General features: G+C 61.2%; 22 protein-coding genes, 1 tRNA gene and 2 pseudogenes. 14 read left to right on the plus strand and 11 right to left on the minus strand.

What is annotated here, in order from left to right; translation table 11 throughout:
• The first annotated feature begins 149 nt into the window (after positions 1-149).
• Positions 150-605 (plus strand): transposase, encoded by a 456-nt coding sequence (locus AC59GX_RS19545; protein ID WP_497302375.1) that lies wholly within the window; start codon positions 150-152, stop codon positions 603-605.
• A gap of 498 nt (positions 606-1,103) precedes the next feature.
• Here AC59GX_RS19545 and AC59GX_RS19550 read toward each other — a convergent pair whose 3' ends face one another.
• From AC59GX_RS19550 to AC59GX_RS19560, 3 genes are all read right to left on the minus strand, one after another.
• Complete coding sequence (locus AC59GX_RS19550) at positions 1,104-2,525, minus strand: hypothetical protein (protein ID WP_497302376.1); 1,422 nt, start codon at positions 2,523-2,525, stop codon at positions 1,104-1,106.
• The gene (locus AC59GX_RS19555) at positions 2,522-3,112 is read right to left on the minus strand and encodes a hypothetical protein (protein ID WP_497302377.1); all 591 of its coding nucleotides are present in this window, start codon (positions 3,110-3,112) and stop codon (positions 2,522-2,524) included. Before AC59GX_RS19555 ends, AC59GX_RS19550 begins: the two co-directional genes overlap by 4 nt.
• A gap of 101 nt (positions 3,113-3,213) precedes the next feature.
• On the minus strand, positions 3,214-4,215 hold the full coding sequence (locus tag AC59GX_RS19560) for a M48 family metalloprotease (protein WP_497302378.1): 1,002 nt from the start codon (positions 4,213-4,215) through the stop codon (positions 3,214-3,216).
• A gap of 319 nt (positions 4,216-4,534) precedes the next feature.
• Between AC59GX_RS19560 and AC59GX_RS19565 the strand changes: the two genes are divergently transcribed.
• On the plus strand, positions 4,535-4,723 hold the full coding sequence (locus tag AC59GX_RS19565; protein ID WP_497302433.1) for a DMT family transporter: 189 nt from the start codon (positions 4,535-4,537) through the stop codon (positions 4,721-4,723).
• A gap of 251 nt (positions 4,724-4,974) precedes the next feature.
• Here the strand turns inward: AC59GX_RS19565 and AC59GX_RS19570 are convergent, their stop codons facing one another.
• Positions 4,975-5,385, minus strand: coding sequence for a hypothetical protein (locus AC59GX_RS19570; protein ID WP_497302379.1), 411 nt, complete (start codon positions 5,383-5,385; stop codon positions 4,975-4,977).
• 552 nt (positions 5,386-5,937) lie between these two features.
• Here AC59GX_RS19570 and AC59GX_RS19575 point away from each other — a divergent pair.
• Together AC59GX_RS19575 and AC59GX_RS19580 are read left to right on the plus strand one after the other, a co-directional pair.
• A complete protein-coding gene (locus AC59GX_RS19575; RefSeq protein WP_497302380.1) occupies positions 5,938-6,447 on the plus strand; it encodes a hypothetical protein in 510 nt (169 codons plus the stop codon).
• Positions 6,448-6,621: 174 nt separating this feature from the next.
• Positions 6,622-7,182, plus strand: a complete 561-nt coding sequence (locus AC59GX_RS19580) for a hypothetical protein (protein ID WP_497302381.1) — start codon at positions 6,622-6,624, stop codon at positions 7,180-7,182.
• Positions 7,183-7,357: 175 nt separating this feature from the next.
• Here AC59GX_RS19580 and AC59GX_RS19585 read toward each other — a convergent pair.
• Positions 7,358-7,543: pseudogene (locus tag AC59GX_RS19585) on the minus strand (IS110 family transposase); the annotation flags it as partial.
• A gap of 236 nt (positions 7,544-7,779) precedes the next feature.
• Between AC59GX_RS19585 and AC59GX_RS19590 the strand changes: the two are divergent.
• A complete protein-coding gene (locus AC59GX_RS19590) occupies positions 7,780-8,271 on the plus strand; it encodes a hypothetical protein (protein WP_497302382.1) in 492 nt (163 codons plus the stop codon).
• Positions 8,272-8,300: 29 nt separating this feature from the next.
• Here the strand turns inward: AC59GX_RS19590 and AC59GX_RS19595 are convergent, their stop codons facing one another.
• The 3 genes from AC59GX_RS19595 to AC59GX_RS19605 all read right to left on the minus strand — a co-directional run bounded on the left by AC59GX_RS19595 (position 8,301) and on the right by AC59GX_RS19605 (position 10,382).
• A complete protein-coding gene (locus AC59GX_RS19595) occupies positions 8,301-8,786 on the minus strand; it encodes a hypothetical protein (RefSeq protein WP_497302383.1) in 486 nt (161 codons plus the stop codon).
• 9 nt (positions 8,787-8,795) lie between these two features.
• On the minus strand, positions 8,796-9,218 hold the full coding sequence (locus AC59GX_RS19600) for a lysozyme inhibitor LprI family protein (RefSeq protein ID WP_497302384.1): 423 nt from the start codon (positions 9,216-9,218) through the stop codon (positions 8,796-8,798).
• A 114-nt stretch (positions 9,219-9,332) separates the two neighbouring features.
• The gene (locus AC59GX_RS19605; protein WP_497302385.1) at positions 9,333-10,382 is read right to left on the minus strand and encodes a hypothetical protein; all 1,050 of its coding nucleotides are present in this window, start codon (positions 10,380-10,382) and stop codon (positions 9,333-9,335) included.
• A gap of 294 nt (positions 10,383-10,676) precedes the next feature.
• On the opposite strand from AC59GX_RS19605, the gene AC59GX_RS19610 reads away from it, so the two are divergent.
• From AC59GX_RS19610 to AC59GX_RS19650, 9 genes and pseudogenes are all read left to right on the plus strand, one after another.
• On the plus strand, positions 10,677-11,120 hold the full coding sequence (locus AC59GX_RS19610; protein WP_497302386.1) for a hypothetical protein: 444 nt from the start codon (positions 10,677-10,679) through the stop codon (positions 11,118-11,120).
• Positions 11,114-11,614: a hypothetical protein gene (locus AC59GX_RS19615; RefSeq protein WP_497302387.1), complete on the plus strand. Its 501-nt coding sequence runs from the start codon at positions 11,114-11,116 to the stop codon at positions 11,612-11,614. Before AC59GX_RS19610 ends, AC59GX_RS19615 begins: the two co-directional genes overlap by 7 nt.
• Positions 11,587-11,889, plus strand: a complete 303-nt coding sequence (locus AC59GX_RS19620) for a hypothetical protein (protein ID WP_497302388.1) — start codon at positions 11,587-11,589, stop codon at positions 11,887-11,889. Before AC59GX_RS19615 ends, AC59GX_RS19620 begins: the two co-directional genes overlap by 28 nt.
• Positions 11,886-12,026, plus strand: coding sequence for a hypothetical protein (locus tag AC59GX_RS19625; RefSeq protein WP_497302390.1), 141 nt, complete (start codon positions 11,886-11,888; stop codon positions 12,024-12,026). The genes AC59GX_RS19620 and AC59GX_RS19625 overlap by 4 nt, the downstream gene beginning before the upstream one ends.
• 27 nt (positions 12,027-12,053) lie before the next feature.
• A pseudogene (locus AC59GX_RS19630) lies at positions 12,054-12,266 on the plus strand (transposase); the annotation flags it as partial.
• 97 nt (positions 12,267-12,363) lie between these two features.
• The gene (locus AC59GX_RS19635) at positions 12,364-12,444 is read left to right on the plus strand and encodes an AbrB/MazE/SpoVT family DNA-binding domain-containing protein (protein ID WP_497302434.1); all 81 of its coding nucleotides are present in this window, start codon (positions 12,364-12,366) and stop codon (positions 12,442-12,444) included.
• Between the two features lie 352 nt (positions 12,445-12,796).
• Positions 12,797-13,554, plus strand: a protein-coding gene (locus AC59GX_RS19640) for an IS5 family transposase (RefSeq protein ID WP_497302391.1) whose coding sequence is annotated in 2 segments (ribosomal slippage) — positions 12,797-13,121 and positions 13,121-13,554 — 759 coding nt in all. Because the reading frame shifts where the segments join, the coding sequence is not laid out codon by codon here.
• Positions 13,555-13,916: 362 nt separating this feature from the next.
• A tRNA-Val gene (locus tag AC59GX_RS19645) sits at positions 13,917-13,992 on the plus strand.
• Between the two features lie 1,466 nt (positions 13,993-15,458).
• On the plus strand, positions 15,459-16,097 hold the full coding sequence (locus AC59GX_RS19650) for a Crp/Fnr family transcriptional regulator (protein WP_497302392.1): 639 nt from the start codon (positions 15,459-15,461) through the stop codon (positions 16,095-16,097).
• 99 nt (positions 16,098-16,196) lie between these two features.
• Here the strand turns inward: AC59GX_RS19650 and AC59GX_RS19655 are convergent, their stop codons facing one another.
• From AC59GX_RS19655 to AC59GX_RS19665, 3 genes are all read right to left on the minus strand, one after another.
• Positions 16,197-16,517: a DoxX family protein gene (locus AC59GX_RS19655; RefSeq protein ID WP_497302393.1), complete on the minus strand. Its 321-nt coding sequence runs from the start codon at positions 16,515-16,517 to the stop codon at positions 16,197-16,199.
• A gap of 27 nt (positions 16,518-16,544) precedes the next feature.
• Positions 16,545-17,459 carry an SDR family NAD(P)-dependent oxidoreductase gene (locus AC59GX_RS19660; RefSeq protein ID WP_497302394.1) on the minus strand — a complete coding sequence of 305 codons (915 nt, stop codon included), beginning with the start codon at positions 17,457-17,459 and terminating at the stop codon, positions 16,545-16,547.
• A gap of 100 nt (positions 17,460-17,559) precedes the next feature.
• Entirely contained in the window at positions 17,560-18,468 is a 909-nt protein-coding gene (locus tag AC59GX_RS19665; RefSeq protein WP_497302395.1) for a LysR family transcriptional regulator, read from the minus strand.
• Positions 18,469-19,080: the final 612 nt, after the last annotated feature.

The raw sequence follows: 19,080 nt of genomic DNA on the forward strand, positions 1-19,080 counted from the left end.
GCCCAGACGGCGACAGCGGCAATGGGGGCGCTCGGCGTCGACCGGATCGAGGCAGTTGCCGACCGCGGCTATTTCGAGATCGAAGACATCGAGGCCTGCGAAGCGGCCGGTGTCACCGCCTATGTCCCAAGCCGATCCGCGGCCCCGCCGTGCGTGACGGGTTCTTCAGCAAGGAGGTGTTTCGCTACCAGGCCGACCGGGACGTCTTCGTCTGCTCGGCCGGAGCGATGCTCTCACCGCGGCATTTCGGCAAGTCGCGCGACAATGCAAAGATCGACTACACCAACCGCGCTGCCTGCAAGGCCTGCGAGCTCAAACCTCGCTGCACCCGGACTTTCCGCCGTGTCTCTCGCCTGGAGAACGAGGCGGTGCTCGACCGCATGGCGGCGCGGCTGGCACTTCGGCCTGGCGTGCTGAACGAACGGCGAAACAGTGTCGAGCACCCGTTCGGCACCATCAAACAATGGATGGGCCAGGGTGCGTTCCTCATGCGCCGGCTGGAAAACGTTCGCGGCGGGTTCAGTCTCACCGCGCTCGCCTACAACATCAGACGGGCCATCACCCTGGTCGGGGTACCAGGCTTGGTCGCCGCGGCAAGAACATAATACCCGCCTTCCGGCGCCTGAATGTCGCGCCGAACGTCAGCCGAGCCGCTCTCCCGGTCTCAAAACCACCCTGGGACGTAACCTGAGGCATATCCGGCTGAAGACCGTTCAACGGAGGGTATCGCAGTGCGCTCCAGCCTACTCACGCCTTTTCACACGGTCTTTAGGAATTTGACGACAAAGACGGACGATGACGGCAGGCGTCAAAGATCGTACCAGTTCCGTTATGAATGAACCTGCCGATTTGAAACCACGAACGCGCTGGATCGAGCAGCTGCCGGTTGCACGCGACCGCCCACTCCTGGGCACGGTCGTTATGCTAATAGCCCGATCTGAGTAGACGATATAACCCCGTTCAAATCGTCGGTCATTCGGGTTGAACATCGAGTGGAGGTCCTGCCGCTTTGCAACATTGCGAGGCGTTAAAAGCGCTGTCCGCTGTCTTCGACAGGCTCAGCACGAACCGAGCTAGGCGGGTCAATTCACCGCCATCTTGCTCTATGGCTGGCGCTCATACCGTCCCTTGGCGCCCTCGATAACCAACGCGGTACCCGCAATGCGCAGGCGCAACGTGTCGAACGACCGCGCCATTAGTTGCTGCCGATCGAAGCCGATCCGGACGATCCCGTGTTGCAGCGGTGCGAAGGTGATGGTTGTGTCACCCGAGATCGGCGCCTCGGTGTGAATGGTAACGCTGACGGCCTTCGTTGCGCCGCGCGGGGCGAACGCGAAGCCGCTCCTGCTGGTGACCAGCTTCTCCTTAGTGCCATTCGCAAAGTGCAGCGTGACGGGGAGGTTGCGCGCGGGCTGGTCCGACGCGGGATCGAAGATCCTGATCGCCACGCCCGGGGAGGTTCGCGCGGTACCGCTTTCGGCCGCGTCGGCTGGCGACATGGTGCACGCCGCGGGCAGCGTCGGATCGGCTAGCGTGGGTTCCGGCAAGCCCGCCGCACGTGCGGCCTCGATCGCCAGCGCGCGCGCATCCTGCCAATCGGACAATGCCTGTCGCACCTCCGGGACAGCTGGCTTTGCGCTGATCGGCGGCGCATCTGACATCAGTCGAGCAGCCAGGAGCTCCGCATTCGTCCTGGCAGCGTTCGCAGCGCGCAATGCCGTGGCGGCGCGCTGTTGAAGGATTGTCGTGGACGGCGCGGGGGCATTGTCGGCGGTCGTCAGAGGCGTCGCGGAGACAAATGGTTCGGGGAAGATCGGGCAGCGGGCGCGGATCGTGGCCTCGATCTCGCTGCGCTGGTACCGCCGACGTTCGTTTTCGGTCTCCTCATCCCACGGCGCGGTGGACAAGTAGGAGAAGAGCGGCTTCTGCGCGCTTGGTGCGGACGCCACGAGCACGACCTCGTCGCGCTCGACGTGCCACATGCCCTGCGCCTCCTGGTCCAGCGCACCGTAACTCAACGCCCAGTCGAACTGGCCGTCTGGCCGCAGCAACAGCTCGGATCCGGTCTCCATTACATCCATGAGGTAATAATGGCCAACGAGCGCGGCAGGTGCATCGTGGCCGCCGTCGGCACGCGCGTCGGCAGGCGTGCCCTGCGTCGAGGGGGCATCGGCAGGAGCGAGCGCATCCAGTGCGTCGCTCAGGTGACACGACTTGCCCGGTTGATAGTCGAGAAACTCGGCAACGGTCAGGACGTTACGATCACCCTCCTCGCTATAGCTGCCCATCACGTCGGCAGACGCGCGCCGGCCATCCTTGCGATAGCGGGCGACCGCCTGACCTCCCGGCACATCGCGCAGCAGGTAGCGCGACGCCGCCAGATCGCACCGCGTGAGGATGACCTCGCCTCGCTCGATTGACAGAGTACCGATGAAGCTGTCCATGCCGGAGAGTTGCGCATACGCCGGCAGCGGCGCGACCAGTGCCAGCGAGACGACGATCGCGCGGTGCCAATTCCGTCTCACAGCGATGTCCCATCCTTGTCCAGCATATCGAACCGATATGCGCAGCCGTAGAGTGTCTTGCCGGGGTGCGTGGTGACGTTAGAGATCGTTCGGGCAACTACCATGTGGCTGCCATAGCCGTCTTTGCCCGCGGGTTCGGTGACGTCGGTCATAATCCGCTCGCCCAGGAACTTGCGAAAGGGGAACTCGGCTTCCGCTTGGGCGCGGGTCACCTTACCCGAAGCCACCATCGCGTCGATTATCGGTTGGGCCGACATGTTGTTGTCGATTTTCTCGGCGCGCGCCACGATGGCGGGGTCCGCGACGTCGAGCACCGCGAGGATGGCGTCACCGGTAAAGCCGATCCGGCGCGTGCTGTATGACCCCGCGACGGTAATCGGCTTCGGCAGATCATATTCGGCCATGAACGAATTAGGCGAGACGATCTTCTTCCATCCCCGCGTCTGCGCAAGCTGTTCCTCGCCATCGATCGCCATGGCGAGGCGCATGTAACCGGGAACGTCCAGGCGGCAGCTAATGGCATCGATCTCGGAGACATCAGCAGGGTCGGTCTCCGCGGCGGTCTGCTGGAGCATCGCGGCGAGCATAAGGGCATAGAGAATGAACATCGGCGGACGTTAGGGTTGCAGCCAGAATTTGCCAGCGACATCGCCACAACACGGCCGGTCGGCTTCTTACGGCAGCGGTTCTATACAGCGACGACCAGCTTGACGAGCGTCCCGGACTTCAGTGGCTCGTCAGCCGGAAGGCCATTGATGACAAGAAAGCGTTCGCGCTTGCTGTCGGCTACTGCCATGCGCTGGCTCAACGTATCGATCGTGTCCCTTGCGCCAACAGTGACGATCCGGATGACCTTGCGACCCTCCTGGCCGTCAGCATAAGGCAGGCCATCGAGCATGCGGAGGAACGCCGTATCCTGGGTGGTTGCAAGCTCCGCCTTGCCGGTGGCCTTCGCCAGTGCCTCCGCGCGCTGCACACGATCGGCGCCATTTGGATGCGTCGATGCCCATGTCGGCGCAGACCGTGCGGTGCCGCTGGCCTGCGCCGTCAGCCCGGTCGATTCATCGAGGGCCGCCAGGATGTCGGCCGAGGCGTAGGGCGAGTAGCCCGCAGCAGTAATGTAGCGGACGCCAAGCGCATCGGCCTGATATTCCTGATCACGTCCGTATTTCAGCGTGTACAGCTGCGCGCCCGTGCCAGCGATGCGGGTCGCGAGATCGCTTCTCGTAGCCAGGCTGACGCCACGAGCGAGCAGACCGCCGATCGTCGCACGGGTGTTGCGCGACGCGGCGTGACGGGCGGCGACATGGCCTACCTCATGGCCCATTACGGAGGCGAGTTCCGCCTCCGAGGTCATCAGTGCAAGCAGCTGACGAGTGACGTAGATGTACCCGCCCGGGATGGCGAAGGCGTTCTCGACCGGGGAGTCCAGCAGGGTGACGGTGAAGTCGCTGCCCGCATTCGACAGGCCGGACTGGATCGCCACGCGCTTGCCGACACGTTCGACAAATGTCGCCTGCGGCCCCTTATACGCACCGCCGAACTCCGCGAGCAGTTGCGGGTGAGCCTGAGTGCCCTGCGCCTTGTCGGTCGCCGAGATCGAGCGGACCGTGTTCTGGGCGATGACAGGGGCAACAGGTGCGAGCAGGAATGCGCTGGCTAGCAGTACGGCAATGCGACGGCGGATCATGAAGCTCTCCCGGTGACGACGGTATAAAGCGGCCCTTACACCGTTGTTCCAGATAAGCATCGATACCGCTCTGCGCTGATCCCGCTCGGCCCCATTCCTGTCGATTAACGAAACTAACGATGGCGCTACTCTCCGTCGTGCCTGTTAGCCGCCGTTGAAATATCGTTAAGCTACAATTGTTTAGACATGCAGCGACAACGTTCCCACCCCAAAATGGGGGGTAGAAGTCCGGGACGGCCCGGCAGCTCCAATGTAGAATGCTGTGGCGTGGATTGCACTCGTTTTTGCCGGTTTGTTCGAGAGTGTCTGGGCTTCGGCCATGAAGCAATCTCATGGGTTCACACGGCTCTGGCCAAGCATCATTACTGGGGTGGGCATGTTGGTCAGGTTTGGCCTTCTTGCGTCGGCGATGCGGGTTCTGCCGCTGGGAACAGCTTATACAATTTGGACCGGCATCGCGCGCTTGGCGCGTTCGTGGTCGGCATCATGGTCTTTGGCAAGGCTATGACCGCGATGCGCCTTCTAGCCGCCGGGCTCATTGTCAGCGGCCTCGTCTGAATGAAGTTGTCCACGACTGGGTGATCTTGAACGTCCGCAAGGAGCGCTAGCGCCTGGCCCGATGTTCCTAAAAAGGAACGGCAGTCGAGACGGCATCGGCGTTCTCGGAATCGATCGTTATCAAGAATGGTCGGGAGGGGTACGATTGGTTTGGACGATGCATAAGTCTCCCATGCTACAGTATAAGGCTTACGCGCCTTGTCAGCCGCCCCCTCCAAGCGGTCGGCAGGCCGTCTTGGAAAGCGTATAACTGGCGAAAGGCTTCTCAACAGCTTTGCGGTCCCGCGTGACAATCTGCCAAGTGAGGCGGTCGCCTAACATGCGCCAGCGGTTCACGTATGCCTTGTCCGGATATTGGTAAGTAATATCGAACCCGTCTGCCTTGCTTTCGCCGCGTCCCGCTACCGCGGACGCCCCGCCAAAACTGTCCGCCCAATATCCAACGATAGGGCCAGCTTCGGTTTTGGACGGCTTGCCGCTTCCGCCAAAAACCAGGTGCGCCGCGTACTGGTCCTGCGGATCGGCGAGCGCGCTGCTTGCGGCTTCGACAGCCAGCATCGCATCCTGGACGATCGGATAGGCGTTCACCGCAATAGCGACGGCTTTGCCCATCACCGTACCCTGCCCCCCCCAACACCCCCCGAGTGCGTTGACCGAAGTGGGCACAGGCATGACCCCCGCTTCTAGAGCGCTGCCAGTGGATGATGCCGCAAGCATAACCATTGCGATGCAAAACTTTCCAATCATCAGTCCCCCCCTCCCCCGTTCCTGTCTAGGTGTCTAGCCCAAGCATCTGGGGCATCGGGTTGGCGACAAACCCGTCTGACTCTGACGTCCAGATTTCGACGATGTATTTGTAGGGTTAGACCACAGATCGTGTAGATCCCTATGCATTATCCGGACATAATTCCGCAAACGATCGATTCAGAGAACGCTTTCCCCATCTCAATCATCGTTTGTTTTCAGGAAGCCAACGAGACCGTTGCCGACCCGGAGCGGATCTTACCGGCAGGTTATCGTCGATGGCGTTTCTCCTGCACGGTGCCAAGCTGCCACGCGTAGTTCGCCACAGTTTTAGGGGAACTCCGGGGTGGTACCACGCGGCCTTCAGACCTAATCTGATTGCGTTCGAGCATGCGTGAGCGAGCGCGGGGAAGCAAGAATATGCGTCATCGACTTGGCACAGTTGCCATTGCCGGCATGATCGCCTTAGCGACCAGTGCGGCTGCACAGGGACTCGCAACCAGAGATCTGACGGGCGTCGGTCAGGCGGCTGCCACGGCGTTGGGCTCCGGCTTCGAGGCAAAAGAGGAACCGCAGCGGGCCACCTTGTTCTGCACGGATTGTGCGGGCGCACCGGTCGTTGACGTTCTGATTGGTCGTCAGGCGGATGGAACGGAGGAACGGGTTCGGTCGGGCACGACAAGCATCGCCGATCTGCAACAAATCTGTCGCGCACGCAGCCCTCGATGCACCGTCACGGCACTGGAGGTGGCGCCGGCTGTGGGTTGGGTAAGCGGGTATCCGCTGGGCGACCGTGCGGGGGCCACGGCGATCATCATCCGCGATGGCGATCTGCTGACCGTTCGCTCGCTTGCACAGGATCCCGCATCCGCCAGACAGGCAATCGATCGCTTGTTGCCGCTGATCCGATCCCGGATCATCGGACCCTGATCAGCGACCCGGACAAAAAAAATCCGTGATACCATAAGGGGCGAGCGGTCACGTGCCGGGTGCTGCCAACGAGCATGAGAAGCTTTCCCAAAACTCGATCGCTTGTGCGATGGCCGTAACATATACCAAAGAGGTTCGACGCCGATGCGGAACACGATAGCAATCCTCGCCGTGATGTCGGCGGCAGGCGCAATCGCCGCGCCGAGGCTTCCGGCGGGGATGGAAGCCCAGCTCCCGTTGGGCTACGAGGTACTCGCCAGCGCGCGTGTTTCAGCAGGAGAGCCACTCCGCAGTTTCGAGATCGTCGCAATCGGTCGCAAAGATGAGGAGGCGCTCGCGAAATCGGGTGATGCTTCGGCTCGGCCCCTTATGATCTTCGAGCGCAGGAGCGGTCGGTTTTTTCCGGTCGGCCGTAACGATCAAGTCGTGCTCAAGGCGGACGAGGGTGGACAGTGCGATCCGTTCCTCGACGGCGACGCGCCGATCGCAACCAAAGGGCGCTACTTTACCGTCCAGAACGGCGTCGCCTGCGGTCAGCACTGGACCGACTACATCACCTTCCGCCTCGACGATCGGGCCGGCTTCGTCTTCGACAACGAGCGCACGGAATCATGGACGTTCAATCCGAGCAACGACCCCAATGCCGAGGCGCTTGTCCGCGACGGCCCGCCCCGCGTCTTCCGCGACCGTCCCGGCCATATTACTGCATTCTCCATGTGGCGTCCCGTGCATTGATTTGGGCGCGTCGGCTAGAAGCGACGCTATAGCGTTAGCGTGTTGGACAACTCCTGTGCGGGCACGGTTAATCTGCGGTGACCGTGGGGCGCTCGAAGCGTTCGCCGAATTTCAGCATGCGTGCATGGTGACGGAAAGCTTGCGCGCAACCGCGATGGCGGCAAGCTTGATGCTAGTACCAGGTCGACCAGGGGCCAGTCTCGAACACGACCCGGCTCACGTCCGGTGCGCGCTTGCGGATCACTTCTGTCAGCGCCCGAGGATCAGACGGGCATTTGCCGCGCCAGATCCGCCGCCCGTCCTCGCGGACCGAGATGAATGTGTCTTTCAGTGAAACGTCCAGACCGATATACTGCGCCACGGCTGTTCTCGGTTCGATGTTTGGGCCCGGCGTCTGGTCGTGAGCCCGTTTCGCCATCTTATTGGGGAACAGCCACCATCCGAAATACGCAGCTTCTTGCACTGCCGATCAAATTCTGGACGAATCGCTATCCCGCGATTACGCCATGTTTTCCGATCGTTTTCGAGAAAGGGACTTCCGTATCGACGGGCGGCTTGCTGGCGCGATCAGCTAATCTATCGCATTGTTGGGTTGCTATGACCCGTTACTCTTCATCAGGCGCCGCGACGCTGCTCGCATTGGCGCCAGCGGCGCTGGCCGCGTCGCCCGCTGTTCACACACCCGCTCCAGGAAGCTCGGAACGCACCGCGATCGTCAAGACGCTCCATGCGGGCGACGATAGCACGCGATCGCGTTTCACCTTCCGCGCGTTTCGGGTCCTTTGGGCGGGCCCGGGTGCGGTTGCCTATGTTCGCGCCGAAGGCCCGGTTGGCACCTTCCAGGCCATCCTGAAGCGCGACGGCCAAGCCGGATGGCGCAAAGTATGGGGCGAGGGCGATGGCGGTAGCAACAGCTGCGAAGTCGGCGCGCGGCATTATGCCTGGGCCTTGCAACTTCTTCGGACCTACACGGCCACCCCCGACGCGATCTTCCCGGGCATCGTCGCGCGGGCCGGGGACTTGCGACGCATGGCAAAAGCGGAGCCCGACGTGCAATGCGTCGGTGATTTGGACGGCGGCCCCAGCTGATCGCGGGACATTGGCGCGCAGCCTTCGCGTTATTGATCGGACGCCGCGCTCGATGCCGCCTCCATCACGGCCGAAGCCTGTTCTGCCATCTGCCTGCAGAGCGTGCGTTCGGACGACTTCTGCGCGCGGGCATTGTCGGCCAGCGACATGGTCTGTCCTTCGCGAACCTCTTCGGGGCGGGCGGGGTTGCTCGAGTCCATTAGGCCGATCACCTGCGGCCCGACAATGTCGCCGCGTCGACCGACGGCTTGCTGGGCAAACGCCTTCGGGGTTACGGTCATGCCTGCGATCGTCGCGACGACCGATTTGCGCGTATTGGCGACGTCGACGGCAGTGGCGAACCCCTTGCCCATGCAATATTCCATCAGGCCTAGGTGATTGTACACCGAACCGAACGCGGTCTGCAGTTGTTGGTCGGTCGGCAGCTCCTGCGCCTGCAAAGGGCCAAGCGCCAACGCGCCGGCGAGAATGGCGGCGGTCGTACGCCCGGCGAGCGCGGTGCGAAATCTCTGCATTCGAGTTTCCTAAGCCGGTGAGAGAACACTTTCGATGTTAGGCCGCGGCAGTATCGGCGGCGTGCTGTCGATGTATGTCAGCCAGTGGAGCCAGATGGTGTATGTCCGCATGCGGGTAAGCCGTATCTGGCAATTCAGTGCCATGCTCCCTCGAATGCTGCCACCGATCCAGTTTTCATAGACGGCGCCGCATTCGGATGTTCGATAGACCAGCCATGACCTCTCAGCGCGAACAAGCATTTGCTCCGATGCGATTTCACGCTCTTCCCGAAGGCGCTTGATCGCGGCCTGATAATAGCGGTTCAGCTCGGCATCGGCCTCGTCAAAACGACCTGCCAGGCAAGCGTCGATTTGTTGCGTGGACGACCCGGAGCAATTGCTGGCACCCGGCACTGCTGCAGCGCCTAACGCCAAAGCAAAGATCGCTAACATCATAGGCCTCCAGTCTCAGATATCTGAGCGCCGATCCGCTGCCCGAAGGGGTCGGGCTTTGCAACGCGCCCGCGCCGGTCCCAGAGCTTTGCGTCGCTCAACTGCGGGATAGGCCTATGGTAGAGTAGCGCGTGGGAGACGCAGCGATGACCACGGGATGACCGCCCAATATGGCGCGTCGCACGGGCGCTGCGCTCTCGGGAAATATGCACCGAGCCAAAGGCCCTTTTCGGAAAGCGCCCATGCCGGGAAATCCCAGACTTCGGGATCAGAATAGTCGCATGCGTCGTCGTCTCCTTTGCTCGGCGGCTCCATCTCTTCGAGATGAAAGCGCTTCAGCAACGCGACAACGCCCGGCGCGAAGCGGTTGCTGCGATATTTGTACCACGCGTCGCTATCTTCGGCCGGAACCGATTCCGATCCGAAGGAGAGCACCGCGTCCAGTATTAATTCCCCGCCGGTAGCCATGTTATAGCTATGGCCCTCGGTGCCGAAGTCCGGGTGTGCGGTACCCGCGCAGCTCCAGGTACTCGTCCAGAGATAACTCATATGGTTCACCCCGAGCCAGGGCTTGTCCGCCTCCGCAACATCGGTGCCGGGCTGTCCGTCCGATTCGGTGCACGCGAACCAGGCGGAGACGTTCTGCCATTGATTGCGGGCAAGCGCGTGGTTGACCGCGACCACGGCAGCCGTGGAATAGCCGCCTTCGATCCGGAACAAGCGGATGCCGGAAAGCGGTTCTCGATACCACCGGATCGTCTTGCCGTTGATCGTCTCGGCCTGCTGCGGTCTGAGGTGAAGACCAGCAAGACGCCAACGTTCATAAACGCTGAGTTCGGTCGGCAGGTCGGCCGGAAGCGCGGCCGGAACGGCTGCTGGGTGCAGGCTTACGGCAAGGCGTCTGGCCTTCGCAGTCGTCAGCGTGCCGTTAAGGTTCGGTCCAGTTCGCTTCAGGAGCAGGTGGTCGCCGGTCGTTCGCGACTCCAGAATCAGCGTTGTGCCCGTAGCCGTGCCGGAAAGATCGATGTCGAGCCGCGACCTCTGGTAAAAATAGTGACCATCGACCTCGCCCTTGTCCGCCGTCATCGCGACGACGATGCGAGCGGTACCGGCCACGCCTTCAAACACCGTCTCCGGCGCAGCCGAAGCGCTTGCTGGCAGCATCAGAGCGCAGAACGCAGCGGCTAGAGCATGGAATCGATGCACGGTAAGACCAAACCATGGGATGGGCGTGAAGCCTCGCATTAAGGCATCTCCACGCCACCGGCGACCGCAAATACGCATGACAGATGGGCGGCAATCAGGGCCGGCCCGCGCCGGCTAATGGTCTGCTCGGCGGCGGGCGACATTGTATGCAGTAGCTTTTCAACGTCACTGCAACCACAGGGTTCACCAACTGCACCTGTTGCGCGAAAACGCTCAAGTTATACGCGCTGGGCGTAGCAGGGGAGAAACACGATGCCGTTGTTCCGCGTGGTGATGTTCACCGCCGTCGTCGCCGCGGCTGCCTGGACGCCCGTGCGCATCCACGCAGAACCCCGTGCTCAGGCGCTTGCGCCCCTTCTCCCGCTGAGCGATCAGGACGAACGGTCTACGCAGGAGACCGGGTGCACATCGACGTTCACCCTCGGCAGGCACGACTATCTGCAACTGGTCGGCACCGAACTTCTCCTCCGTGATCGGTATGGGCTGCATTCCTGCCGCTTTACGACGGTCGCCACCGAGGATCTGGAGACCGGGCGGGGCAACGTCTCCTGTTCAGGCTATCGGCTGCACATCCGATCGTCCGGCAGAGCCACCTCGAACCTCGCATCGGACAGTAGCAGCAGAGGCGCCGTGCTGACGATCGATCGGACCGGCGTGGCAACGAGCATGCGCGGTATCTGGGGCGTGGCATGCTGAACGCGACCGGTCGATCCTGCGACCTGAACACCGTGGACGCCAATCCCTGCTGGAATCGATACGTTCTTAGCACACACCATTGCGAGATCGGTTCGATGATCAGGATAGCGCTGTTCTTGTTGCTTTGCGCGAGCGTGCTCTGGTCAATGCCGGCGAAGGCCAGCAGCGATGTCGTCTGCAGCGCCAGCCGGAAACTCCGCTTCGCGGTGTACAGCGGGTGCGTCGACACCGCGATGATCGGGCCCCGCAACGACAGCCGGACCAATCTGATCCTGCTGATGGCGGATCTGCCCGGCGCGGCGCGCGCACGGGGGCCCGCCAAGCCTTCGATCTTCCTGGACGCCGCGTCGCTCGCGCCGCCTTCCGAACAGCAGGACAGCCTTTTTTCGATGGCGAAGGGTCGCGCTGCCGAAGCAACGCGGCCGGCACCGCCGATTTCGAAGCCGCCCTGCGTACCAATGCCAAGGTGCCCGAGTCGGAACGCGTTGCACTGATCGCCGCCCGGCGTGGCTTTCAGCCCGACTGCGCGCAGGGTGGCACGCTCGGCGCGATGGCGGGGATCAAATCCGAGGCCGGCAAGGCCTTCGCCGCCTATCTCGAAGGCGCGGCGGCCTTCTACGGCGGCGATTTTGACGCCGCGACCGCTCGGTTCAGCGCGCTGGGGACTGCCCGCGATCCGTGGCTGCGCGGAACAGCGCGCTACATGCTCAGCCGAACCGCGCACAAGTCGATTATTATGAGGAATATGGATCGCCCAAGGAGGCGATGAAAATCTCCCCGGCGCTGCTCAAAGACGCCGAAACTGTCCTGCGCGGATATTTAAAGGCCAATCCGAAAGGCGAGTATTTCTTCTCCTCGCGCGGTCTGCTTGACGTGACCCCCGTTTTTTCCTCCAGTTGGAACTAGAGTCCGACCCCGGAAAGGGACGGACAGATGAAGCGGAAGCAGTTTTCTGAAGAGCAGATCATCGGCATCCTGAAGGAAGCCGAGGCAGGTGCGGTGGTGACCGATCTGTGTCGTCGGCACGGGATGTCTAGCGCCACCTATTACGCCTGGAAGGCCAAGTTCGGCGGTCTGGAGGTGTCCGACGCGAAGCGTCTACGGGCGCTTGACGACGAGAACGCCCGGCCCAAACGGTTGCTGTCATCGCTCTTGCGGTGGCATATGCTTCTTATGAATATGAATAAGGAGCGCCGCAATGGCTACTCACTCCATAGACGTTAAAGTAGCCAGTAACGGTCGGATGGTTCTTCCGGCGTCGGTTCGCAAAGCGATGGGTATCCACGGAGATGCGAGGGTCATTTTGACGGTCGAGGACGATTAGGTCCGCTTGTCGCCGATTGGTCACGCGGTTTCTCGAGCACAGGCGCTTTATCGAGAGCATGCCAAGCAGCCTCGAACAGTCGATGACTTTTTGTCTGACCGTAAGACAGAGGCCGTCGCGGAGGCAGGCGAGCCTTCCCATTCGAACCCGTTGGAAAATACGGCGTGACGTCTGTTGTAATGGATGCATCGGCGTTGCTGGCGTTGGTTCGGAATGAGCCTGGCGCTGACAAGGTCACACCGCACGTCGGACGTGCCGCGATCTCGGCCGTCAATCTTCAGGAGGTCATTAGCCTCAGGACCCATTGATGTGAGCGTCGCAATCTGATTTAGGCTCCGCGAGGAGACTGGGAATGAGCAACCTGTACTGGCTAACCGAGGAGCAGATGGCGCGCCTGCGACCATTCTTTCCCAAGAGCCACGGCAAGCCGCGGGTCGATGACCAGCGGGTGCTCAGCGGCATCATCTTCGTCAATCGCAACGGATTGCGGTGGTGCGATGCGCCAAGGGATTACGGCCCGCACAAAACGCTCTACAACCGCTGGAAACGGTGGGGTGAGAAGGGCATCTTCCTCCAGATGATGGAGGGGCTGGCCGCCGCGAGCGCCGAGCCGAAGACGGTCATGATCGACGCGACTTACCTGAAGGCGCACCGCACGGCATCGAGCCTGCGGGTTAAAAAGGGGGTCTTGGCCGCCTCATAGGTCGCACCCAAGGCGGCATTAACACGAAGCTGCACGCGGTCAGCGACGCCAACGGTCGCCCCTTGAGCTTCTTCATGACTGCCGGCCAGGTCAGCGACTACACCGGCGCGGCCGCCCTGCTGGATGAGCTGCCAAAGGCGCAGTGGCCGCTCGGCGACCGCGGCTACGACGCCGACTGGTTCAGGGACGCCCTTCAGGAGAAGGGCATCAAAGCGTGCATTCCGGGGCGGAGATCCCGCAGCAAACCCATCAAATACGATAAGCGCCGCTACCGGGGCCGCAGCCGGATCGAGATCATGTTCGGCCGTCTGAAGGACTGGCGCCGCGTCGCCACCCCCTACGACCGATGCCCAACCGTCTTCCTGACCGCCGTCTACCTCGCCGCCACCGTCATCTTCTGGCTATGACTAATGAGTCCTGAGACTAGCGAGTGCAGCACGACAGCCGGATAAATCCGCATCGCCAGATGGCTCCGGTTTCAACACCGGACGGTAATGGCAGCTTATCGCCTATCTGTTCCTAAAGCCGCCGTTCGGCGTCCGGGGCATATAGCCAACATGTCGACTATTCGACATGTTAGAAAGTCGACGTCGAGCACCTTGGTTTAGCGGGCACTCGCAGGTTTATGGAAAACACCTTAGCCGTGCCGAATGTCAGGGAGCGGCACGTTCAATCACGTGATCGCGCATCATTGCGAATTGTGTGACCGCCAAACCCTTTTAGCTTGCCCGCGCCGCCGGGGTTTGGCATCGGAGATTCACCCGAGAGGGGGCGATTAGCTCAGTTGGTAGAGCGTCTCGTTTACACCGAGAATGTCGGCGGTTCGAGCCCGTCATCGCCCACCACCCATTCCTTTCCTCATTAATACCCTAGCGACTTTGGCACTTGCGTTCGAGTGTTCAGGTAGGATCTGGGCGCGCTTTCTGCCTTGGGAGCCTTATGGCACGTTTGGCCCCTACGAGCGCGTGGATCGCGGTCTTTAGGTCGCAAGGCCGAGCGCTTTTATATAGGCTCGATCGTCTGTCGCCTGATTGCGGTACGCTGGCAGATGCTGGGGGGCTTCCGACCATGGCGGTGGTCGGGCTAGGGGGCCCAGACGACGAACCGGCTAGTATCTCTTGCCAGTTCATAAGCTCCGCATTTTCTGCACGGGTTACGAGATCCAGAGCGCCAAGACGCGCGAGCAACTGCAGTTCGAGGAACGTCAGGGTAGCGCCGGTGCCGTTCTACAGTGCGTGCCGATACTTGTGCGCTATCGTCGAGGCGGTTGCCTGGCTGGACGCCGGACCGACGGACGCTTGCGGCGTACCGACCTCTGGGCTTCCCGTTTCTTTTAGCGGTCGCGTTTTCATACCAGCCCCCTCTGCGCCTCGGCAGGTGCACCCTTCTACGCTGCACGAAAGTGAAGTTTACGTATCGTGTCGCGGTGCCAGACCAAGGGCGTCGGCGAGCGGTTTGTCGCCAAAGCTGAGGCTACACCCGCCTGAGCAGAAGCTGGAAGGATGCCGAACGCCGTGTGGGCGAAGACTGTATCGAACATTGTGGTCGCCAACGCTTTTGCGATGGGCGCATGCAGAACGGGCGTTCAGCATCACGCAGCACGTACGCATCACTCGTTGCCTGACCCATGCCTAGCTCGGCAAAGAGCCGACACAGTGGGCGATACGCTCGCGACGTCGCCCGGACCCGCCATCGGCATATGTAGCGATCTACAGAGTGCCGGTTGTGACGTGTCTCTAACTAGACCGTTGAAGGTGTCTTGACGGGAAAGCATGCAAGCACGATTTGTATCGGCATGTAGACACGCAGACGGGTCGACACGGCGAAACGTGGCGTAGGTGTCTGTTATATAGACTTTTGGAAGATAGTCGAAGATGTATGCTACGCTTTTTGGCCGTCCTCGCGGTCAGTGCGGAGGCAGCCCTGTCGTGGAACTTGGGCCACGCGCGAGCTGTCTAACGGCCCGTACAACTAACGCGTTGGCTTAATCTGCTGTCGATTGGTTGCGGACAACGGCGTCCCCTACCCGCCTCGAGCCGACGCTTGAGTTTTTAATAAGCCGTCCAGCCATCGAGAGAGCGTGCTCCGTAGCAATGCCCCCCCCCCGGTTGCCGCTGCAAAGCGAGTATCTCAAAAATAGTTCGCTTGTCGTCCCTATACTGATGTAAATTAGGATCGACCGGCGTCTCGACCGGAGCCTCCTATCCGGGTTCTTTGACTTTTGATAAACAGCCACGAAGCCCTAGTCCGTCTGCTGAGCGCTCAAGGTGAACTTTCCCTGGAGGATCGGCATGCGATTTCGTCGATACCCATGACCTTACGATCTTTCTCCTCGGGCGACTTTATTGGAAGAGAGGGGCGGTCCGCCTCTACCTGCGCGGTACTCACTCGCGGGTTCGCAGTCCGGCAAAAACTGACCGGCTCAGGTGATCGCCAAATTGTCTCGCTCCATGGTCCCGGTGACGCGCTCAATTTTCAGAACGCGTTTCTTGGTGTTCCTGATTACGACATTCGCTCGGTTGAGGATTGCGTAGCGTCTTTCGTCGATGCGTCAGCAATCAGAGCCTTGGCGGCTGAACGACCGGCAGTGGCTCGTTCGCTGTTGATTAGCGCTTTTACCGAAGCTTCGACAGCGCGCGAATGGATGCTGAACCTCGGACGTCGAAACGCTCGAACGAGACTAGCACATTTCTTGTGCGAGTATTTGGACCGCATAAGTTTGCAGGGGCATCCCGCCGACGGGAAATACGAGTTACGACTAAGCCAAGAGCAAATTGGCGATGCGACCGGAATGACCGCCGTTCATGTCAATCGTATGCTCAAAGCCCTGCAGACCGAAACACTGATCAAGCAATTGGGTCGGTTTATAAGCGTGCCCAATATGTATGCCCTAATGGATGCTGGGGAGTACAACCCACGGTACCTCCATCTGCAGGAATCTAACGCCTAAATTCTGGCGTGCTATCGTTCGCAATAGATATAGATCTTTGGTGTAACTGGACCTGATACGTAACTTGCGCATCTTTTGCTTTTAGCTATGGTTAATTGGTCAGGACGGTGTAGCTGCGATCACGAGGAAGGCGGTGAAAACTCCGAGCGCCGCTACATGCGAGAACTCCCGCTGGCGTAAAACCGTAACGAGGGCAGCGACGATGATCATGATACCAAGCGCGATCCCGGCGCTTCGGGTAGTGGGAAGCGCGATGAGCGCTGCAGCCACGATCTCAAGACCCCCAGTGATGCGGCACCACCAACGCGGATAGCCCCATCTGGCGAAGTCATCCTGCGCGGCCGGCGTACCAATCGCATTAAACATGCCGGCGCCGACGAAAGCGGCAACGAGCAGCCCGACAGTGATATTGTGCAGCATCCTACCATTCCCCAAGGTTTTGTGGGATCAAAGGGGGTGGCGTTCAGAGCTGGCCGGCATTGGAGCATAGGAACGCAGTTCATCGACGATCGAATGTCGCGATGGGCGCCAACCAAGTTCACGTTTGGCACGTTCGCCCGAGACGAGCTGATCGCATGCGATCGCGTCTGCAAAGCTCCATAGCGCCTGCCGTGCGTCCTTGAGCGGCCATTCTGCCACCCGGCCTTCAGCACCTGCGCCATAGCTGGCGGCGCGCGCGATCTCGATTAGCGCGATGGCGGGCCCATGAGCGCCGTTGAAGATTGAGCCCGCCGGTGCCTTGTCGAGGGCGAGCAAATAGAGGTCAGCCAGATCGTCGGCATGGACGCACGTCCAGCGGTTCTGCCCGTCGCCGACGTAACGCGCGGCGCCATATTCCGTCGCGGAGGCGTACATCATCATCATCGCAGTGCCACCGTGGTCACCATAGACCCAGGCTGGCCTGATAACGATCGGGTGGACGCCATCCGCCGCAGTATCCAGGATCTCGGCCTCGAGCACCTGACGAAACTGTACCAGCTCGACCGGATGCAGCGGGCTGTCCTCGGTCGCAGGCATGTCGCCGGTCGCGCCATACACCAGGCAGCCACTGGTGTAGATGAAGCGCTTGGACGTGCCGCGAAGTGCGCCGATTATGGCGCGGGTTGCGGCTTCGTCATAGGCGGCCGTATTCTGATCATTCGGTGACGCTGCGTGAATGACAGCATCGACGCTCCGTGCTGCGTCGGCAAGGCCGGCCGCATCGGTAAGGTCGCCCTGGATTGCCTGATATTCCAATGCGGTAAGCTTGGCCGCGCTTGCAGCTGAACGCGCCAACCCCACGACGCTATGTCCCGCTGCTGCCAGTCGGCGTGCGACCGCGCCACCGATCAGTCCCGTCGCGCCCGTCACCAATACCCGCATGTCAGCACCTCATTGCCTCGATGCCGAGACGTAGAGCCCACCTGCAGGCGCAAGTGAAATCGTCAGATTTGATACGGCGATATCGGCGTCGGCGATGGTGTCAGACCGAACGCGCAATCTCGGCAATGCAGTCGCGCAACCAGATGGTGGCCGGGTGATCGTCTACCCGCCGATGCCACATCATCGCCAGCGGCCAGTCGGAGAGCGCGATAGGTGGCTCATGTACGGCAATGCCGACATTCCCTGCTGCGAACCGCCTGGCCACCCGTGCGGCAAGCGTGGCAACGAGATCAGTATTCGCGACCACGAACGGCGCGACGAGAAACTGCGGCAGACTCAGCACGACGCGGCGCTTGAGCCCGATAGTAGCCAGTTTGCGATCTACCAGCCCCGCGCGATCGCCTTCGGGTGACACAAGGAGATGGGAGGCCGCGGCGAAGGCCTCGATACCGGCGTCTTCTGCAAAAGCCGGGTGGCCGTGCCGCGCGATGCACGCAAAGCTTTCGCTGAGCAGCGGCTGCATGAGGATCCGGGCGGCGCTATCGATGGGTACGCTGATCGCGAGGTTTACCTCACCACTGTCGAGGAGATCGATAACCTCGTTCTTCCCGAAGATGCCGCGCACCCGCACATCGAGCCGGGGGGCTTCAATCGCAAGGCGTGCGAGAAGCTGTGGCAAGAGGACGAAGGCAGCATAGTCCGTCATCGCGATCGTGACGATGTGATCGGCTGTCTCAGGATCAAAGCCATCATCCTGGAGGACGCCGCGCATCAGCCGGATTGCAGTAGAGATAGGGCTGGCAAGGTCATCGGCCCGGGGCGTGGGCTGCATCCCCGTTGGCGATCGTATAAACAATTCGTCCGCGAACACCTCGCGCAGGCGGGTAAGCGCGCCACTCATGGCTGACTGGCTCAGACCAATACGTTGACCGGCGCGTGTGACGTGACGCTCTGCGTAGAGGGCATCGAAGGCCTTCAATAGGTTCAGGTCAAAACCGGCTAGGTCCATTCTGCGGTCATAGGCGCTGGTAACCCGCGGCGGAAGCGGGCAGCGACCGTGACGGATCGGTACTGGACGACGAGGCGTCCTAACGGCCTAGTATTGCCGGGAAAAGTTCCGAAGGTTCCGGGCGCTTCGTCGTGCTGACGTAAGGGTGCTCCAGTAATACTATCGCCTATGCGATGGGCGCGTGCGGCAAAGGCAGTTTGTCGCCGAGCCAGCTCAGGCCCCGATGAGACCGAAAAGTTCAAGACCTTCAAGGTCGCCCGTGAATATCTTGCATATCTTGAACAATAACTGCCTCATTTCGGCAGCGTTTCGCTTCGCCTCCTATGGAGCTCTCTCATGCGGTTTTTGGAATGGTTGCGATGTGTCCTAGGTGGCAGTCACGTGTTCACGCCAAGTAATTGATACCCGGGGCGCAAAACCTGCGTCAGGTGTCATTCCCGACGAGTATTCAAGCACTCATAAAGCTAGAAGCATTCAGCAGGAACGCAGAATGCAAACGGCGGTTCATACTATACCGGTGTGTACGGTTTGCGGAGAGGCGTACCAGTTGGGATGAACCGCGATGAGTGGCGGTCCGCAGCCCACCCGGGCCGTACATTTACGAAGATCTAT

It is taken from the genome of Sphingomonas sp. 320_CC, assembly GCF_059691795.1.

What these genes read in the sequence shown, in the direction of transcription:
- AC59GX_RS19665 (WP_497302395.1), bottom strand. Translation starts at nt 18,468, where the DNA reads ATGGACCTAGCCGGTTTTGACCTGAACCTATTGAAGGCCTTCGATGCC.
- AC59GX_RS19650 (WP_497302392.1), top strand. Translation starts at nt 15,459, where the DNA reads ATGACCTTACGATCTTTCTCCTCGGGCGACTTTATTGGAAGAGAGGGG.
- AC59GX_RS19595 (WP_497302383.1), bottom strand. Translation starts at nt 8,786, where the DNA reads ATGCAGAGATTTCGCACCGCGCTCGCCGGGCGTACGACCGCCGCCATT.
- AC59GX_RS19565 (WP_497302433.1), top strand. Translation starts at nt 4,535, where the DNA reads ATGAAGCAATCTCATGGGTTCACACGGCTCTGGCCAAGCATCATTACT.
- AC59GX_RS19660 (WP_497302394.1), bottom strand. Translation starts at nt 17,459, where the DNA reads ATGCGGGTATTGGTGACGGGCGCGACGGGACTGATCGGTGGCGCGGTC.
- AC59GX_RS19600 (WP_497302384.1), bottom strand. Translation starts at nt 9,218, where the DNA reads ATGTTAGCGATCTTTGCTTTGGCGTTAGGCGCTGCAGCAGTGCCGGGT.
- AC59GX_RS19570 (WP_497302379.1), bottom strand. Translation starts at nt 5,385, where the DNA reads ATGGGCAAAGCCGTCGCTATTGCGGTGAACGCCTATCCGATCGTCCAG.
- AC59GX_RS19615 (WP_497302387.1), top strand. Translation starts at nt 11,114, where the DNA reads ATGCTGAACGCGACCGGTCGATCCTGCGACCTGAACACCGTGGACGCC.
- AC59GX_RS19555 (WP_497302377.1), bottom strand. Translation starts at nt 3,112, where the DNA reads ATGCTCGCCGCGATGCTCCAGCAGACCGCCGCGGAGACCGACCCTGCT.
- AC59GX_RS19575 (WP_497302380.1), top strand. Translation starts at nt 5,938, where the DNA reads ATGCGTCATCGACTTGGCACAGTTGCCATTGCCGGCATGATCGCCTTA.
- AC59GX_RS19655 (WP_497302393.1), bottom strand. Translation starts at nt 16,517, where the DNA reads ATGCTGCACAATATCACTGTCGGGCTGCTCGTTGCCGCTTTCGTCGGC.
- AC59GX_RS19625 (WP_497302390.1), top strand. Translation starts at nt 11,886, where the DNA reads ATGAAAATCTCCCCGGCGCTGCTCAAAGACGCCGAAACTGTCCTGCGC.
- AC59GX_RS19635 (WP_497302434.1), top strand. Translation starts at nt 12,364, where the DNA reads ATGGTTCTTCCGGCGTCGGTTCGCAAAGCGATGGGTATCCACGGAGAT.
- AC59GX_RS19610 (WP_497302386.1), top strand. Translation starts at nt 10,677, where the DNA reads ATGCCGTTGTTCCGCGTGGTGATGTTCACCGCCGTCGTCGCCGCGGCT.
- AC59GX_RS19590 (WP_497302382.1), top strand. Translation starts at nt 7,780, where the DNA reads ATGACCCGTTACTCTTCATCAGGCGCCGCGACGCTGCTCGCATTGGCG.
- AC59GX_RS19605 (WP_497302385.1), bottom strand. Translation starts at nt 10,382, where the DNA reads ATGCTGCCAGCAAGCGCTTCGGCTGCGCCGGAGACGGTGTTTGAAGGC.
- AC59GX_RS19560 (WP_497302378.1), bottom strand. Translation starts at nt 4,215, where the DNA reads ATGATCCGCCGTCGCATTGCCGTACTGCTAGCCAGCGCATTCCTGCTC.
- AC59GX_RS19580 (WP_497302381.1), top strand. Translation starts at nt 6,622, where the DNA reads ATGTCGGCGGCAGGCGCAATCGCCGCGCCGAGGCTTCCGGCGGGGATG.